The sequence below is a fragment of the Amycolatopsis sp. NPDC049252 genome (assembly GCF_043197175.1).
Lineage (GTDB): Bacteria > Actinomycetota > Actinomycetes > Mycobacteriales > Pseudonocardiaceae > Amycolatopsis.
Genome location: NZ_JBICSQ010000018.1, coordinates 23,765 through 39,061 on the forward strand (window position 1 = coordinate 23,765; position 15,297 = coordinate 39,061).

Annotated in this window: 12 protein-coding genes; 6 read left to right on the top strand and 6 right to left on the bottom strand. The window is 68.4% G+C overall.

Features of this window, described 5'->3' with window-relative positions:
• The first annotated feature begins 2 nt into the window (after positions 1–2).
• The 3 genes from ACGFMK_RS21190 to ACGFMK_RS21200 all read left to right on the top strand — a co-directional run bounded on the left by ACGFMK_RS21190 (position 3) and on the right by ACGFMK_RS21200 (position 2,732).
• On the top strand, positions 3–845 hold the full coding sequence (locus ACGFMK_RS21190) for an alpha/beta fold hydrolase (protein WP_392765614.1): 843 nt from the start codon (positions 3–5) through the stop codon (positions 843–845).
• Positions 846–882: 37 nt separating this feature from the next.
• Positions 883–1,416 carry a cupin domain-containing protein gene (locus tag ACGFMK_RS21195; RefSeq protein ID WP_392765617.1) on the top strand — a complete coding sequence of 178 codons (534 nt, stop codon included), beginning with the start codon at positions 883–885 and terminating at the stop codon, positions 1,414–1,416.
• 422 nt (positions 1,417–1,838) lie between these two features.
• On the top strand, positions 1,839–2,732 hold the full coding sequence (locus tag ACGFMK_RS21200; RefSeq protein ID WP_392765620.1) for a hypothetical protein: 894 nt from the start codon (positions 1,839–1,841) through the stop codon (positions 2,730–2,732).
• A gap of 264 nt (positions 2,733–2,996) precedes the next feature.
• On the opposite strand, the gene ACGFMK_RS21205 is transcribed toward ACGFMK_RS21200, so the two are convergent.
• Entirely contained in the window at positions 2,997–3,848 is an 852-nt protein-coding gene (locus ACGFMK_RS21205) for an alpha/beta fold hydrolase (protein ID WP_392765622.1), read from the bottom strand.
• Positions 3,845–4,855, bottom strand: a complete 1,011-nt coding sequence (locus ACGFMK_RS21210; RefSeq protein ID WP_392765625.1) for a VOC family protein — start codon at positions 4,853–4,855, stop codon at positions 3,845–3,847. Before ACGFMK_RS21210 ends, ACGFMK_RS21205 begins: the two co-directional genes overlap by 4 nt.
• 124 nt (positions 4,856–4,979) lie before the next feature.
• On the opposite strand from ACGFMK_RS21210, the gene ACGFMK_RS21215 reads away from it, so the two are divergent.
• On the top strand, positions 4,980–5,453 hold the full coding sequence (locus ACGFMK_RS21215; protein ID WP_392765628.1) for a MarR family winged helix-turn-helix transcriptional regulator: 474 nt from the start codon (positions 4,980–4,982) through the stop codon (positions 5,451–5,453).
• A 198-nt stretch (positions 5,454–5,651) separates the two neighbouring features.
• On the opposite strand, the gene ACGFMK_RS21220 is transcribed toward ACGFMK_RS21215, so the two are convergent.
• Complete coding sequence (locus ACGFMK_RS21220) at positions 5,652–7,361, bottom strand: serine/threonine-protein kinase (RefSeq protein WP_392765631.1); 1,710 nt, start codon at positions 7,359–7,361, stop codon at positions 5,652–5,654.
• Positions 7,362–8,339: 978 nt separating this feature from the next.
• Between ACGFMK_RS21220 and ACGFMK_RS21225 the strand changes: the two genes are divergently transcribed.
• Together ACGFMK_RS21225 and ACGFMK_RS21230 are read left to right on the top strand one after the other, a co-directional pair.
• Positions 8,340–8,963, top strand: a complete 624-nt coding sequence (locus ACGFMK_RS21225) for a hypothetical protein (RefSeq protein WP_392765634.1) — start codon at positions 8,340–8,342, stop codon at positions 8,961–8,963.
• 306 nt (positions 8,964–9,269) lie between these two features.
• Positions 9,270–11,300 (top strand): serine/threonine protein kinase, encoded by a 2,031-nt coding sequence (locus ACGFMK_RS21230; protein WP_392765636.1) that lies wholly within the window; start codon positions 9,270–9,272, stop codon positions 11,298–11,300.
• Positions 11,301–11,922: 622 nt separating this feature from the next.
• On the opposite strand, the gene ACGFMK_RS21235 is transcribed toward ACGFMK_RS21230, so the two are convergent.
• From ACGFMK_RS21235 to ACGFMK_RS21245, 3 genes are read right to left on the bottom strand one after another with little or no spacing between them, the layout of a single operon-like run.
• Positions 11,923–13,221 (bottom strand): NAD(P)/FAD-dependent oxidoreductase, encoded by a 1,299-nt coding sequence (locus ACGFMK_RS21235; protein ID WP_392765639.1) that lies wholly within the window; start codon positions 13,219–13,221, stop codon positions 11,923–11,925.
• Positions 13,211–14,065 (bottom strand): alpha/beta hydrolase, encoded by an 855-nt coding sequence (locus ACGFMK_RS21240; RefSeq protein ID WP_392765642.1) that lies wholly within the window; start codon positions 14,063–14,065, stop codon positions 13,211–13,213. The genes ACGFMK_RS21235 and ACGFMK_RS21240 overlap by 11 nt, the downstream gene beginning before the upstream one ends.
• Positions 14,062–15,288 carry an amidohydrolase family protein gene (locus ACGFMK_RS21245; protein ID WP_392765644.1) on the bottom strand — a complete coding sequence of 409 codons (1,227 nt, stop codon included), beginning with the start codon at positions 15,286–15,288 and terminating at the stop codon, positions 14,062–14,064. The genes ACGFMK_RS21240 and ACGFMK_RS21245 overlap by 4 nt, the downstream gene beginning before the upstream one ends.
• Positions 15,289–15,297: the final 9 nt, after the last annotated feature.

A 15,297-nucleotide genomic window follows, 5' to 3' on the forward strand; every position in this document is an offset into this window, starting at 1 on the left:
CCATGACAGCACTCCGAACACCCGACGATCGCTTCGGCGACCTCGCCGGCTTCCCGTTCCCCCCGAACTACGTGGACGATCTTCCCGGGTACGAAGGACTTCGTGCGCATTACCTGGACCTGGGGCCGCGGGACGCCGGACGTACCTTCCTCTGCCTGCACGGTGAGCCGACGTGCGTTGCCCCCGACTTCTTCGGATTCGGCCGCTCGGACAAGCCGATCGAGGATTCCGCCTACACCTTTCCCTTTCATCGAACGTTCCTGCTTCGCCTGGTCGAGCGTCTTGCCCTGGGCACCATCACCCTGGTCGTCCAGGACTGGGGTGGGACGCTGGGGCTGACGCTGCCCGTGGACGCGGCCTTCCGTTCCGCGCTCGACAGGTTGTTCGTCATGAACACGAGCCTGCCGGTGGGCGAACCGCTGGGCCCGCACTTCCACGAGTGGCGATCGCAGGTTCGCAACACCCCTGAATTGCCGGTGGGGCAATGGATCCGGGACTCCGCACCGGGGCTCACGGACGCGGAGGTGGCCGCCTACGACGCTCCCTTTCCCGACGGTCGCTTCCAGGCCGGCGCCCGGACGTTTCCCGGCCTGGCCATGGTCGAGCCCGAGATGGACGGCGTCGCCGAATCCCGGGCGGCGCTCGAGTTCTGGACCGAAGAATGGTCGGGCGACTCGTTCATGGCCATCGGCGCGAACGACCCGGACGTCGAGGCGGTGGAAGCGTTGCGAGGCCACATCCGTGGCTGCCCGGCTCCGCTGGTCCTCGGCGATGCCGGACATTTCGTACCGGAAGCGGGGGAGCGGGTCGCACGAGCGGCGTTACGCTCGTTCGGCGACCTCTGAAAGTGCGACACAAACGTCCATCAGCCGAGGAGGATCGATGTCATCACCCGGAAACACCCGAAATTCCACCACCGTTTTCCCGGACCGAGACGGCTTCGTCGCCAGTAAAGACGACGCGCCGGCGTATTGGTTCTACGGCACGCTCTGGATCATCCTCGCCGACATCCACCAGACCGGCGGCTCGTTCTCCGTCATCGAGCAGTGGATGCGGACGGGGGTCGGGCCGCCACTGCACGTCCACAACGTCGACGAGTGGTTCTTCGTCTTCAGCGGAGCGATGGCCATGCAGCTGGGGGAACGCCACGTCACGGCCACGGCAGGAGACTCGATCTGGATACCTCGCGGCACCGATCACGCCTTCACGACCACCCAGGAGACGCACGTCCTCAACGGCTACGCGCCTGGCGGCGTGGAGCAGATCATCGCCGGGATCGGCCTGCCGGCCCAGCGCCGCGAGTTGCCACCGGAGGACCTCGAGCTGCCGAACTCCGACGCCTTCGGTCGATTGCTCGACAACTACTGGTCCTCCCTCAGCACCAACAGCTGGGCCCAGACCGCACCTCAACGCTGAGCCCATCCGCCTGGCAGGGGTGCTGTGATCGGCAGAGTCAACCTGGCCCTGAGCGGCTGGATCAACCGCTTCCGGCACGCCACCTGCAAGCTGAGGGTTCTCCCGTGCGGTGGACACCGAGTTGGCGGGACACCGGTCCGGCCGGACGGATGAGCCGGCCGTGTCCTGGCTGGTCGAGCCGGCCGCGCTGCACGTCGAGGCTGCACCCCGGCCTCTGACCAGCGGCGGCGGGTGCGTACCGGGCTGTGGATGTTCAGTGGGTGGCGCCCAGGTTGCGAAGCCGGCCGAGTACTGCCCGTAGGAACAGGACAGCCGGACTTTCGGGCAACCCTGCGGCCTGGCGGCCCCCAGGAGCAACGTGATTCCGTTTCCGACGTCTTCGGAGACAAAGCTTCAACAAAAGCTGCGAGAGGGGCGCCAAGATGGAATTCACCGCTAAGAAGACAATCAAAATCGCCATGGTCGCCGGGGCATTCGCCACCACCGCTCTGCTTTCCGCGTGCACCGGGAACAATGCCGCGGGCACGGGTTCTCCGGTGCAGAACGCGGCGGCGCCGGCGGCCGCGGAGCAGGTGCCGGAAGGCGGCGGCCAAGGGGCGGCCACCGGAGGTTTGAGCGCCGCGGATTCCGGCACCGCGCCGAACGGCGACGTCAACTGCAGCCTGCACGGCGGCCAGGTCGGCGCACCAGGACGGCCGAAGATGGACCTGATCGCGGTGGCCGCCACCGACGGCACCACGCCGGGCTGCACCGAGGCTTTCACCGTGATCACCGAGTACTACCAGAAACTGCCGCAGGCCGAAGGCCCGGGCGAGCGGGTTCTCGACGTCCAGGGAAAGTGGACCTGCGCCCGTCAGGCGGACTCCGCGGGCGGCAGTCAGGGTGCGGTGGTCTGTGGCGTGCCGAACAGCTCCCTGCAGCTGGAGACCAGGCCCTCGGCCGGTGTCGGCAAGACGCCGGTCCGCCTGTTCCCGAACACCACTCAAACGGTGCAGTTCGCCGGGTATGACGCCGGCGTGCAGATGGTCCGCTTCCAGCTGGTCACCCGCCAGGACGGCGGTCCGGACAACAGCCACTACGTGCCGCTCGACGGCAAGACCTACCGGCTTCCGCTGCAGAAGGGCGGAAAGGTGTTCAGCGCGGCCACCCTGTGCCCCGGCGAATCGGTCACCATCGACGGCCAGGGCTACGGCAACGGGCCGTGCAGCCAGGACCGGCTGCTCCAGCAGCTGAAGGACGCCAACCCGGTGCTCGCGCAGATCAGCGTGAACGGCGACGACCAGATCGCCACGGTCAAGGAGATCTACCACCCCTGATTCCAGGGAAATCGAAACCGGCAGCCGGGAATCCGCCCGGCTGCCGGTTTTCTCGCCGCCGTCGGGCGGGGGAAGCAGGACCCGACCCGGGCCTGATCACGGCGACGGAGGGGACGCGCGGCCGCTGGACCTGCGCCGCGGCCCCTCGATGCGTTGCCTGTCGTCGGACGTCAACTCGACGACTGCGTCTGACGTGCGGTGGGAATCCCATGATCGGCGCACGCCGCAGCGCACTGCCCGCTCCGGCCGAGCGCGAGAGGGAGATCAAGTCCTGTCGGTCTTGAGGAATGAGGTGACCAACGAGGCGAATTCGTCCTGCCGCTCGATCTGCACCCAATGACCGCATTCGCCGAACACGTGTAGCTGTGACGGCCTGATGAGGCGGTGGAGACGCAAGGACGTCTCGAGCGGGATGACCTGGTCGTCGCGTCCGTGCAGAATCAGGGTCGGGCGGGTCAGCGAGGCGATGTCCTGTTCGGCCACGGCGAGGGCTTGGAGCCGTGCTTGGCGAGGGGCCGGGAACATGGCCGCGAAGGCGTCCTGGACTCCCGGCTGGGTGGCCGCGGCGAGCCGGAGTTCGGCGAGGTCATCGGTGACACGCGTACGGTCGTGGGCGAACAGGTCGAGCAGGTCTCGCATGTTCTTGAGCGACGGCGTGAATCCCCAGACCTGTTCCAGTCCCGGGGTGATCGGGAAGTCGATCCCGACGCTGCCCATGAGGACGAGGCGGTCGATCCGTTCCTCGTGGACGGTGGCCAGCTTGAGCGCGAGAGCGCCGCCGAAGCTGTTGCCCACCAGTGAGATTCTGCTCAACCCGAGCGCGTCGGCGAAGTCGGCCAGGTGGGTCGTCCAGGTGTCCAGATCGTACCGGGTGCCCTCCGGCGCGACGGTGTTCCCGAAGCCGAGCAGGTCCGGGGCGATGACCCGGAAGTTCTTCGCCAGCAACGGAATCACGGCGCGCCAGTTGGCCTGCGCAGTCACTCCGGGGCCGGAGCCGTGCAGGAGCAGCACCGGCGGGCCGGAACCGATGTCGTGGTAGTAGGTCTTGATGCCGCCGGCCGAGACGCTCCACCCGACCTCCGGGGCGTCGGCACCGATGGCCGCTCGGCCGGTCATGTCCGTGCGCCGGCGGTTCGCCCGGTCACCATTCCGGCCTGCTCGGCGGTGGGCGGGGTGCCGTAGATCATGAACTCCGGAGGCATGGTCGTGCCGCCGATCGCGAGCCCGGCGCCCGTGGCGAACTCCTTCAGGTCCCACACGCGGGTCTCGTAGTCCGGCTCGAACTGGAGGATGCCGGTGTTGCCGAAGAGCTCGATGCGGTTGCCCCCGGGTTCGAAGACGTAGAGGAACGCACCCTGGGTGACGCCGTGCACGTCGGGACCCGCTTCGATGCGGACTCCGTAGTCGCGGCAGATCTCGGCGAAGTCGGTGTTGTGCTGCGGGATGCCGTACCAGAAAGCGAGGTGGTGCAGCCGTCCCCGGCTCCCGGTGGCGTCCTTCATGATGGCGAGTTCGTGTCCCAGCGCGTTGACGCTCATCCACGCGCCCATCTCGGTCGGTCCGTCCACGACCGTCTCCCGGGTGCCGAAACCGAGCGTCTGCTCGAAGAGCGTTTTCTGCTCGGTCACGTCGGACGCCATCAGGTTGACGTGGTCCAGGCGCCGCGGCGGAATGCCTTGCAGGGGACGTTTCGAAGGCCGGGTCAGGATCGGCGAGCGCAGCGATTCCGATGCCCGGTACTTCTCCACGTCCCAGACGAGTTCCATCGGGTGCCCGTCCGGTGAGGTGAAGCCGAAGGTGGGGCCGACCCCGAGGTCACCGTCGGTGGGACCGGTGCCCAAGCCGGCCTCGTCGAGTGCCACCGCCCGTCGGTCGAATGCGTCCCGTGACGTGGTCCGCCAGCCGAGCATGCCGAGTCCCGGCTGGTCGGCGGCGGTGAGTTTGAGGCTGTGGTGGTAGGGGTCCTCGTAGCAGCGGAGGTAGACCGAGTCGCCCCGGCGGCCGGTTTCCCGCATGCCGAGCAGGGTCTGAAAGAACCAGAGTGACCCACCGAGGTCGGCCGTGAAGAGCTCGGCGTGGGCGAGGTGGGCGATCTCATGGCGAACGAGAGATGAAACGGACATCGTCGTCTCCGGGTGGTCACGTAGCGCGGTTCGCTGACCAGTTGATAGCTGACGGATCAGCGATCTAAGGTTCCACCGTGGTCCCTGTGTTGTCAACTACTGACTGTTCAGCAATAGTGGAGGCGTGCCTGATCCCGACCCGCTGCTGGACGATGAGCGACTGACGGCCATCGGCCTCTTCGTCGAGGCAAAAAGCGCGCTCGTGCGCCGGCTCGACGAAGAGCTGCGCCGGGACGTCGGCATGTCCCTGAGCAGCTACGAAGCGTTGATCCGGCTCGGCCGGTCTCCCGGACGCCGGCTGCGTCAGGTCGAACTCAGCCGGCAGCTCTCCCTCACCACGGGCGGCATGACGCGCATGATCGACCGCCTGGCCGCCGACGGGCTGGTGCGCCGGACGCCGTGTGCCGACGACCGACGCGTGTCCTACGCCGAACTGACCGAAGAGGGTCTTCGTGCCTTGGAGCGGGCAACCGAGGTGCATCTCGTGAGCTTGCAGAAGCATTTCGTCGAGCCACTCGGAGAAGACGGCGTCGCGGCTCTCGCCGTCGCGGCGCGTCGTCTGCGTGACGCACTCGTCCCCCAAGTCGACCTTCGGTAGAAGCCGTTGCCGCAGTTGATGCCGGCTCTCCGGCCCGATGCCTCGCTCGTTTTCGTATCCGCCCGGCAAGGGGTGGACGGCGCACCCGTGTTGTCGCGTCGGCGACCGGCAGGACCGCAGGTCGGAAGCCCGGCCAAAATTCGCCCGCGGGACCCAGGACGATGTCGATGACGGATCAGGCCCGGATCCGCAGGGGCTTCAGCCGGACGGTGTGAAGCTGGGTGCGACGTCGGCGAACAGCCGGGGCAGGTCCGGTTCGTGGTCGATGGGGACGGTGATCGCCACCGTCCACAGGTCCCGGCCGTGGGGCAGCGCACGGAGCTTGGTGCTGCGGCCGGGGGCCTGTCCGAGGTCGCGGCTGCGGTAGAACACGTCCACAGTCGCAGGTGAGGATGGTTCGGCCGTGGTCACCTGGGCGCCGTCGTGTACCACTCCCGGCAGTATCAGCAGGTTGTCGACGTAATCCTCGGTGCTGGGATGGATGTCGTAGAAGCCGGCCAGGCGTTCGACCCTGATCTCCTGGCGGGCGTCCGGCGAGACGTAGTTGACGATGCCGACGGGCGGCGGGCCACCACTCGCGTGTGGATCGGCGTACTCGACCCAGGTCTCGGGGACCTTGAGGGTGAAGGCCGTACCCGGCTCGTCACCCACTCTCATGGTGCCGGTGTGGTCGGCGAAGTTGACCTTCGGGGAGGGGGTCGGTGAAGGACTGCGGGCGGGAGCCGAGGCCGGGGCAGGAGGGTTCTCGCCGGTCGGCCGGAAGACGATGATCCCGCCGACGGCCAGTGCCGTGACCGCCAGCGCGGCGGCGGTCAACCCGAGGACGCGGCCACGATGCCGGTGGTGGGACTTCGCGGCCGGGGAGGTGCGTGGCTCCGCGAACGGCAGCGGTCCCGGGCCGGAGGCCAACGGAGCGGGCTCGCTCGCCGACGCGGCCCCGACGGCCGAGGCGAACGCTCCACCCTGCGGGGAATCGCGGGGGAGCGCCCAGGCGTCGCCCGTGGCCGGGGGAACGTCCCAGAGCGACTGGCCGGGGTCGGGCAGCACGGGCCGCACCAGCCTGCGCACCTCGGTCAGCGGCATCCGCGCTGCCGGGTCCTTGACCATCAGCCCGGCGACGACCGTGCGCAGTGGCCCGGTCGCTGCCAGTCTCGGCACGTCACCGTGCACGACCTCGAGCACGGTGGCCAGCGGGTCGTCGTTCACGTCGTAGGGCGGCCGGCCCGCCAAGGCGGCGAACAGGGTCGCCCCGAGCTCCCACAGGTCCGCCGCCGGGGTGGTGGGCTTGCCGCTGGCCAGCTCCGGAGCGATGTAGGCCGGAGTGCCCATCATCAGCCCGGCGCCGGTCAGGGTGGTCTCGGAGACGCTGCGGGCCAGGCCGAAGTCGGTGAGCTTGACCAGCCCGTCCTCGCCGAGCAGCACGTTGCCCGGCTTCACGTCGCGGTGGGTGATACCGCGCCGGTGGGCCGCCTGCAGCGCCGCGGCCACCGCGTCCGCGACCGCGGCGGCCCGCGCCTGGTCCAGCGGACCACGCTCGGCGATCAGCGCAGCCAGACTGACCGAGGGGACCAGTTCCATCACCACGAACGGCTCGTCGTCCTGACGAACCACATCGTGCACGGTCACCAGGTTCGGATGCGACAGCGCGGCGATCGCGCGCGCCTCCCGCATGGCCCGTTCCCGCAACTCCATGGCCGCGCCGTGGGGCATCCCCGGCGGCAGCAGGACTTCCTTCACTGCCACGTCCCGCCGCAACAGTTCGTCGTAGGCCGCCCACACCGTGCCCATCGAGCCGCGCCCGAGCATCGTGCCCAACCGGTAACGCCCGCCGATCACCCGCGGCGCTGAAGGGGCTTGCCCAGCGTCATCGGGCTGGTCAGGCGCGTTGTGCAGGTCGGCGGAAGCCACTGCCGCATCCTCCTCCACCGCCAGAACCGCGCGCACCCGGGCCATCCGCTACACCCAGGGGGCTCGACGAGGCCGGCGGAGTCACCTCGGTCGGATCCGCCGGCGAGGCCGAACTCGTCCGCAACCAAAGGTCCCTGGCGCGGTCTCGACGACCTGGAAATCGCGACCGTCGAGTACGTCGACTGGCGCTTGCCCGCCACGACGCCATCGCCTGATTTGCACGATCCTCGACCACGAGGAGTACGAAGGGGCGTCGCTCGTTGCACGATCGGGCAACCAGGCAACGGTGCATGCGACAGCACGTCTTTACGGGTGCTCAGGACATCAATCCAGGAGGCGAACCCATGAAGACTCCCTTCGGTTCGAAGAGGCCAGTCGCGCCTGTGACCAGCGGAAAGCGCATGGGGCTGGCGCTGACCGGGTAGCCCGCCCGCTGCTCCAGCCGGTGGCTCTGGCGGCGGCGCGCCGGTCGCGGCGACGCGGGCTGGGTCGTGCACGGACTTGCGTGACTACACGGGGGATCCGCGTTCGAACGCGGAGATCAACTCCATTGGCGCCGAGACCGGCGAATGCCCGCCACCCCGGCACTGACCTCCTGGATCAGGGCATGCCGCCGAGCTCCGGACCCACGTACGGCGCATCCGAGGCAACACCGTGATCTGGGTTCTCTCGGAAGGGTTCGGTACGCCGGAGACTCGATCGTGCTTGTCGGAGCGATATGCCACGGGCTACGTCTCACCTTCGGTTTCGTGCCAGGGAAACCTGGTTGTTGCGGCCTCCGTACTCACAGCCGGGGCCGAAGCTCCGGTGGCCGGTGTCGACGCTGAGACACCCCAGATCTTCAAGCGCGTCCAGGAAGGCCCGGAGATGGCTGCTCCCCGGCGCCGGCGGACGGCGCGAAGGACGAGCGTACAACCGAAATGCAGGAACGAGATCAGGGTGAGTGTGGTGACAGTGGACAGTCGACGAGGAGTACTGGTGGAAAACGAACGGTCTGGTGCCGTGAGTCTTGGCCGCGTGTCTCGTGCAGGAATCCTGGCGGTGGCGGGAATCGGTCTTTCGCTGGGGCTGACCGCGTGCAACGGGAAACTCGGTTCGGTGAGCGGGACTGCGGTGCCGGTTTCTCCGGCACAGGACCAGGTCGCCGGTTCCGCGCCGTCGACGACGTCGGAAAGCGCGAGCATCCCGAGTGGCGGTCATACCGCCGGCCTCGCGGTGGTCAAGTGGGTCACCCAGGTCCTCAACGAGGACTACGTCAAGGCCTGCCAGTCGAGTGCGGCCGTGGCGCCGCCCGAAGCCGGAGACCCGGCGAAGATGTGCGCGAGCGGCGGTGACGCTGTCAACGCGATGAAGCAACTCCACGACGCGTGGGCCAAGCCGGGTATCCCGTTGCCGCCCGAGGTGAACGTCGAAGTCGACGACGTCGACGTACAGGGTGATTCCGCCTCGGTGCCGGACACTTCGATCAAGATCGGCGACAAGACGCTGCGCGACCTCGAGCTGATCGGCTCGTCGGGTGATACGAGCTCGTTCACCCTCTCTTTGAAGGTGAAGAAGAAGGAAGGCGTGTGGTACGTGGGCGACATGAACATTCACATCTGACGGTCGTTCGTTCACCGGGGCCGCCGGGGAGTTGGCCCTTTTTGCGGAACCGGCCCGGAAAACCAACCGGCCATCGGCGATCGTGCGCCCGTTTCGGAGATCACGGCGTGCCTCTCGCCGCGGCGTCGCGCTTGGTGCCTCCGTCGGGACGGACGGTCAGCCGATGAGACGGAGCGCCGCCCTTGGCTGCCCGATCCGACGTGAGTATCCTCGCGGAGAACGTGAACGGAACGTCCATAAGAGTTCGAAGGTGCTTTTCTTCTTGCTGGCCGGCTGGATGCCTTCCGCAAGGCCGCACTCCCGGGAATGGAACACCTGCTCCACAGTTCGACTGATCGCGAGGTTGAGATGAGACCGTTGGGGACGTCCGACCCCGCGAAGGTCGGACCGTACCGGACGATTGCCGAACTGGGCCAGGGAGGAATGGGCCGAGTGTTGCTGTGCGCCGCTCCGGACGGGCGGCTGGTCGCGCTCAAGCAGGTGCATTCACGGTTCGTCCAGGATGACGAGTACCGGTCACGGTTCCGCCGCGAAGTGGCTGCTTCCCGCAAGGTGTCCGGCGCCTACACCGCCGCGGTGATCGACGCAGATCTTGACGTGCAGGAACCGTATCTTGTTTCGGTGTTCGTGCCCGGGCCGTCACTGCGCGCGATGGTGGACGCGATCGGCCCGCTGCCGGAAGAACCAACCTGCCGCTTGGCTGCAGGACTCGCTGCCGCGCTGATCGAGATCCATCGTGTTGGCTTGATACATCGCGATCTCAAGCCGACGAACGTTCTGCTCGCCGCGGACGGCCCGAGGGTGATCGACTTCGGCATCGCGCGGGCCACCGATGGCCACGGCAACACGTTGACCGGCTCCGGTCAGGTGGTCGGTTCGCCCGGATACATGTCGCCGGAACAGGTCATGGGGCGGCCGACAACCCCGGCCAGCGACGTTTTCTCCCTGGGTGCGGTGCTGTTTTTGGCCTGTACCGGACATGATCCGTTTAGCGGCGCCTCGGTCCTGCAGACCCTGTACAACGTTGTGCACTCCGAACCGGACCTCAGCACAATCCCGCTGCGACTACGTGAGGTCGTCGGCAGGTGCCTGGACAAAGACCCGGGGCGGCGGCCCTCTGCGGCTCAGCTGCTGACATTGATCGGGGAAGTGCTGCCGTCGGAGTCGGCCTGGCCTCCTGCGGTGCACGAGCTCGTCACGCGACAGCAAGCCGACCTTCGCCGGCTGCTCACGGGAGTCAGTGACGGACACACTCTGCTGGAGGGTGTGTCATCGCCCCTCACCCGGATACTGCCGGCAGCCGGTCCGGCCGCGACCCCGGCATCCCGGTGGAGATCCGCCCGCCGGCGCTGGCCTATCGCAGCTGGGGGCGTAGCCGTTGTCGCCATGGTGGTTGCCGCGGTGATCCTGGGTTACAGCTACGCCGGCACAACCGGCCCGGCTGCTGCCGGCCCGCGGAACACGGCCGGCACAACACCGCCACCCGCGTCAGGCCGCGGCACCGAAACGTCACCAGCCGCAGTGAAATCGAGCTTCGCGACATCGCTGTGGGCCGGCGAACTGCCCGACGGGTACACGTTGTGTGCTCCCGAATGGCAGAATTGCGTGCCGAGCGGTACCCAGGTGATCGCCTTCGGCGCGGGCACGTACTCGTACCAGGTGATCACCGGTCCGGCCCCGTGTTCGTCAGCCAGCTTCGGCGGTCGTGATCCGGTCCCGGGAATCCTGAAGTCATGTTATCTGGCGCCGCTCGGTGGTCCGAGCGGGTACACGTCCTGTGCGGCTGAAGGGGGCGCCTGCAATGTCGATGGAACGCGGGAGGTGGCCTTCGGCGCCAACGGCGCCTTTCGTTTCAAGACCATCACCGGCGGGACCGACTGCACCGCGACCGCTTTTGGCGGCGATCCACTGGCCGACGTTCCGAAGAATTGCTATTCAGCTCCGAACGGTTCGCCGGGCACCTGGACTCAATGCGCATCCCAGAATGGCACATGCGCCGTCGCGGGCGCGCAGCCAGTTGCCTATGGCGCAAACGGAGCTTACGCCTTCGGCACAGCAAACGGCCCCATCGACTGTGACGTCGGCACGTTCGGAAACGATCCGATTTACGGCACGGAAAAGCAATGCTACTCCCGGACTGGGCCGCCGGCCGGATATCCCGTCAAGTGCGCCGAGGAGACCGGGAATTGTTCGTTCGCCAACGAACAAACGGTGGCCTTCGGTGCGAATGGCGCCTACCTTTACCGGACCTTCAGCGGTGGCACCCCTTGCACCGCCTCGGTTTTTGGCGCTGACCCGTTGGCGAACGTACCGAAGTTCTGCTACTTGACCCATTAGTATCCCGGCTGCACTTTTCCTGACGTCGCCACCCGTGACCAGGCGTGGACGCGGTCGGGTAGTCGGCGGCGCTGTCAGCTGGGCGGCGTGAGGTCGCTGCGGCCAGGGGATGCGGCGTGAGGTGCCAGCGTCGAAGGTGGCAGCGCCGATCGGGCCGTGTCCGGCGATGAGGTGCCCGGCCATGTCGCGCTGCCAGCCCTGTGACGACGCGCGGTCTTGACGGCCTGTCGAGCCGCCTACGCCTGTATAACGTCCTACACGGCGAGGCTTCGCCGTTGCCCGTTGTCGAAGACCGACCGTCGGCGCTGCCGCGGCTACGTCGGCGACATCGCCGCGTCCATGAAGGACGGATGCGTGCGACGACAGCCGGTCGGCCAACGTGATTTCGGCACGCAGAAAGCCGCAGCATCGTGGTCGGGCTACTCGGATCGTCCGTACACCGGGCTCAGTCGACCAGCTTGCGCAGGGTGCGCCCGGCCAGGTCGACCACGCCGGGTTCTGGGCCGGCGGGGTGCAAACCCACCCCCGTCAGAGCCGCCCCCTGACGTTACGAGGAGCCATGAGCGTGCGTGGTGACGATCGACCAGCGGCATGGGCGGTCGACGGCTGTCCGAGGTCCGGCTCAACCCAGCACCGTGCCCGAGTTCGCGGTGTTTCGGTCGCGTTTGCGGGAGAACGCACCCAGGTCGATCTCCAGGCCGGTCCGCGGGGCCCGGAACCGGACGGGCACCGCGTCGTGGTCGGCGCCGTTCTCCACCCGGTTGATCAGCTCCGTCATCAGCTGCCCCACGACCGGTGCGTTCTTGAACTGGTTGCCGCTCGTTCCGATCGCGACGTAGAAGCCCTCGAGCTCGGTGCGGTCGTAGATCGGCGTCCAATCGTCGGCGACGTCGTACACGCCCACGACGCCGCGCGCCCGGTTCGGAACCGCCAGGTCGGGCAACCGCCGCGCGGCCCGCGTCACCTGCGCCTCGAAGACCGCGGCCGTCGGGTGGACGTCGACGGTGTCCGGGTCGTCGGTCCACTGCAGCGGATCGCACTCCGGTTCCGTTCCGCCGACGAGCAGGTCCCCGCCGACTTCACCGCGGAAGTACGTGCCCAGATCCATGTCCGCCACCACCGGCCCGCCGTAGCCCTCCCGGACGGGCACGTGCGCCACTTCCTGCCTCATCGGGCGCACCCCGACCGTGAAGCCGGATCCCACGCCGGCCAACCGGTTCACCGCGCCCGACCACGGGCCGGCCGCGTTGACCACGACGGCGCAGGGAATCCGGGTGCCGTCCGACAGCCGCACCGACCGCACGCGCCCGCCGGCCTTCTCCACCGCTGTCACCGTGCTGCGGAAGCGGAACTCCGCCCCGCACGCCGAAGCCGCGGCGGCGAGGTTCACGGCGGCGAGGCCCGGGTCCGAGACGTACCCGGCATCCGGGGTGTACACGCCACCGAGCGAGGTTTTCGCGTCCTCCCAGAATTCCTCGTCGTCGAGTCGCTTCGGCGGCCAATAGCGGCCGGTGTCGATACCCGGAACGCGCTCGGCCAGGGTCGCGCTGTCCCATTCCTCGTAGGGGACACCGATCTCGTCGAACAACGGAAGCCATGACGCGCGCGGAGCCGCCTCGACGTCCAGCATGACCAGCCCGCTCTTGCGGAACACCGCGAGGTCGCCGACGTCGTGTCCGAGGTGGCCGGCCCAGTCGAGCCAGCCGAAGTGCGCCTCCCACGCCGTCGCCACCCCGGCGGTGGTGGAGAAGGTGAACCGGACGATCGCACTCGAGGCCGAGGTGGACCCCTGTCCGGCCCCGGCGGCCCGATCGAGCACGACAACGCGGTGCCCCGCCCGCGCCAGCTCGAGGGCGATCGACGAACCGATCACCCCGGCCCCGATCACGACCACATCGGCACTCGGGCGCTCACCGGGCACGGCAGGTCCTGAGGTAGCTGAGGAACGAGGCCTGCAGGCCGGTCACGTGCGTTTCGCGCAGGACCGCGCTGGTGACAGCCGCGCCGCGGGCGGTCAGGCGGTGCAGGACGGTGGCCGCGTTCTTCGCGAGGTTCTGGTAGACGGCCAGGTCTCCGAGGAGCTCTCGGTCGTTGACGGTCAGGTGGAGCTTGGCGGCAGGCAGGCTGTCACCCCTTTTCTCGAGCATCGCGAAAACCTGGCTGTCTTCACCGACGACACCGGGGCTGCCCGCCCCGATGCTCTCGAAGAGCGTGCTGCCGGTGAGCCAGGTGTAGAGGCTGAACAGTCCGCCGTAGGAGTAGCCGAAGAGGCCGTGACCGCTCGCGGCGGTGCCGTAGTCGCGTTCGATCCGCGGGTGCAGTTCCTCGGTGAGGAAGCCCAGGAACTCGTCGGCGTGGGTTTCCTTCAATTCGGCGAGGTAGGCGTCGGCTTCCTCACGGGTCATCGCACCCGTTCGGATTCCCGTCTCCACGGCGTCGACGAACTCCGGGGCGATGGGCTCGCCGGGCGGCACGAGGTCTCGGTTGCGCAGCCGTGCCCAGTGCTGGGCATGCTCGCCCGCGTAGCCGACGCTGACCTGGATGTAGGGCCGGAGCTGCTGCATGGGGTCTTTCTGGGTGACGATGAGCGGTGCCGTCATGCCCACGGCCCAGTTGCCGTCGAGCACGTACACGGCGGGCGCCTGCGTCGTGGCGGGGTCGTAGCCCGGTGGCGTGGTGACCCAGACGCCGTAGTCGTGCCCTCCACCGGAACGCAGCTCGAAGTAGTCGGTGTCGGCGAGGCAGCCCTGCCACATGGTGCTCATCGGAGGTCCTTCACAATTCGGCCGGCCTTCAGAACGAGGACGGCGTTGGCGGGATCGGCGAACAGCTCCGGGTCTTCGACCGGGTTGCCGTTCCACAACACGAGGTCGGCCTGCGCGCCGGGAGCGATGACCCCGACCTGGCCGGACAGGCCGAGGATCTCGGCGTTGGTCTTGGTGGCCGCCACTAGGGCGTCCATGGGTGTTTCGAGCTTCGCGCGCAGCCTGAGCTCTTCGCCGCGGCGGTCCTGAGCCGGGCCGATGAGGTCGGAACCCAGCCCGATCCGCACGCCGGCCTCCTTGGCGACGGCGAGCGCCTCGGTCATCCGCTCGCGGACACCCAGCACCCGATCGCGGGTCGATGCGTCGAGGCCGGCGCCGGCGGTGTCGTGCAGCAGCTGCTCGACGACGGCGAACGTGGGCACGAGGGCGACGTCGTGAGTGGCCATCAGGGTGGCCGTGGATTCGTCGAGATCGGTGCCGTGCTCGACGCAGCGCACCCCGGCCTCGACCGCGTTGCGGATGCCGTCGTTGTTGTGGGCGTGCACCGTCACGTAGGTGCCCCGCGCCGCGGCTTCTTCGACGGCGACGGCGATTTCCTCGACGGTGAACTGGGTGTCGGTCAGCCGGTCGTGCGCGCCGACCACCCCGCCGGTCACGCAGAGCTTCAGGAAGGAGGCTCCGCGGCGGAAGGCCTCGCGCACGTTGTGCCGCAGCTCGTCGGCGTTGCCGGACATCGTGGACAGGGCGCACAGGCCGGGGAGGTGGTGACTGCTCCACAGCTCGGTGGGTTCCCACTCGGCTCCGTAGTAGCCGTGGCCACCGATCTGGCACTGGACCGGTCCGCACGACAGGACGCGTGGCCCCCTAACCTTGCCCTTCGCGATGGTGGTGACGAGGCCGCCGTCGACCCCGCCGGTGTCCCGGACGGTGGTGAAGCCGGCGTCGAGCGTCGCGCCGGCCGCGGCGAAGATGTCCGCCGCGAGTTCGGCGGCGCTGATCCGGAACGAGAACTGCGGCTGGATCGGGCTCGACAGGCCCAAGTGGACGTGCGCGTCGATCAGGCCGGGCGTCATCGTCAGGCCCTCGGCATCGAGTCGCTCGACGTGGGCGCCGGGGGCACCGACCTGGGTGATGCACCCGTCTTCGACGCTGACGTCGACGTCGACCGGGTCGCGCCCCGATCCGTCGACGACCGTCGCGCCGACCACTTGACACCGTTTCACGAGTCGGTC

Excerpts from the sequence above, each read along its gene's own strand:
- ACGFMK_RS21190 (WP_392765614.1), top strand. The coding sequence starts at position 3 with ATGACAGCACTCCGAACACCCGACGATCGCTTCGGCGACCTCGCCGGC.
- ACGFMK_RS21195 (WP_392765617.1), top strand. The coding sequence starts at position 883 with ATGTCATCACCCGGAAACACCCGAAATTCCACCACCGTTTTCCCGGAC.
- ACGFMK_RS21200 (WP_392765620.1), top strand. The coding sequence starts at position 1,839 with ATGGAATTCACCGCTAAGAAGACAATCAAAATCGCCATGGTCGCCGGG.
- ACGFMK_RS21205 (WP_392765622.1), bottom strand. The coding sequence starts at position 3,848 with ATGACCGGCCGAGCGGCCATCGGTGCCGACGCCCCGGAGGTCGGGTGG.
- ACGFMK_RS21210 (WP_392765625.1), bottom strand. The coding sequence starts at position 4,855 with ATGTCCGTTTCATCTCTCGTTCGCCATGAGATCGCCCACCTCGCCCAC.
- ACGFMK_RS21230 (WP_392765636.1), top strand. The coding sequence starts at position 9,270 with ATGGAACACCTGCTCCACAGTTCGACTGATCGCGAGGTTGAGATGAGA.
- ACGFMK_RS21240 (WP_392765642.1), bottom strand. The coding sequence starts at position 14,065 with ATGAGCACCATGTGGCAGGGCTGCCTCGCCGACACCGACTACTTCGAG.